1 protein-coding gene is annotated in these 885 nt (G+C 26.3%); it reads right to left on the bottom strand.

Going from position 1 to position 885, the window contains the following annotated elements; translation table 11 throughout:
- The coding region (locus tag BGS40_RS07530; protein ID WP_141085141.1) for a 6-hydroxymethylpterin diphosphokinase MptE-like protein at positions 1-885 on the bottom strand (885 nt) is incomplete at its 3' end.

Below are 885 nucleotides of genomic sequence, written 5' to 3' on the forward strand. Positions count from 1 at the left end.
ATTTTCTTTATTTTGAAAAAATTTCATTGCTAGATCAGTAAAATCTAAATTCGTAACATAATCAGGCACTATACCTTCTTTTTCAAGCATACTTAAAGCCCCATCAGCACAAAAGATCACTGCTTTATCTTGATAAGCTTTAAGTAAAGGAAGTTGTTTAGCTAAACTAGGTCCTGCAGAAACTACTATAGCATTTTCGAATTTGTTTTTTCTTTCATTTAAGATTCTTTGAAAAGGAATGCTTTCAAGCATAGAGGGGATGTTTTGTAAAAACTGTCCATGTGTTAGCAAAGGTAAAAAACAAGTAATATCTGCATTCCTTATTGCTACACTTGCACTTTTAATACAAAGTTCATTTAAAGATAAAATAGAAGTTTCATAGTATTTAAGATAATAATGCGAGCTAATAAACATTTCATATAAACTTAAATACTCTAAAATACTTTGCTGATCAAAAATCATAGCAATTTGAATTTCTAAATCCTTTGCAACACAGTCAAATAATACAACCTTATAAACTTTTAACTCTTCACTCAAATCTATCGTGCTTAAAGCTAGAATAAAAAGTTCTATTTCACTTTCAAATACAAAAAGATGTTTATAGTGTTTAGCTAAATTTTTAATAAGCAAAGCATTGCCTATACCATAAATACATATAAAAGGATATCTATGAGTTTTTTCTAAAATACTTTGATAGAAAAAATTTAATTCTTCTTCTAAGTTTTCATACATAAAAACATTATGAGTTTTATCATAGATATTTAAATTTTCATCTATATTAAAACGAGAACAAGTTTTATTTTGTATGAAATTTAAAAGTTTATTTCCTAAGGGTTCATTTACCCCACTTAATAAAGCTTGTATGTTTTTTTCTAGTATGGTCAT

This window comes from Campylobacter sp. 107, from assembly GCF_002383835.1.
GTDB classification, from domain to species: Bacteria; Campylobacterota; Campylobacteria; order Campylobacterales; family Campylobacteraceae; genus Campylobacter_D; species Campylobacter_D jejuni.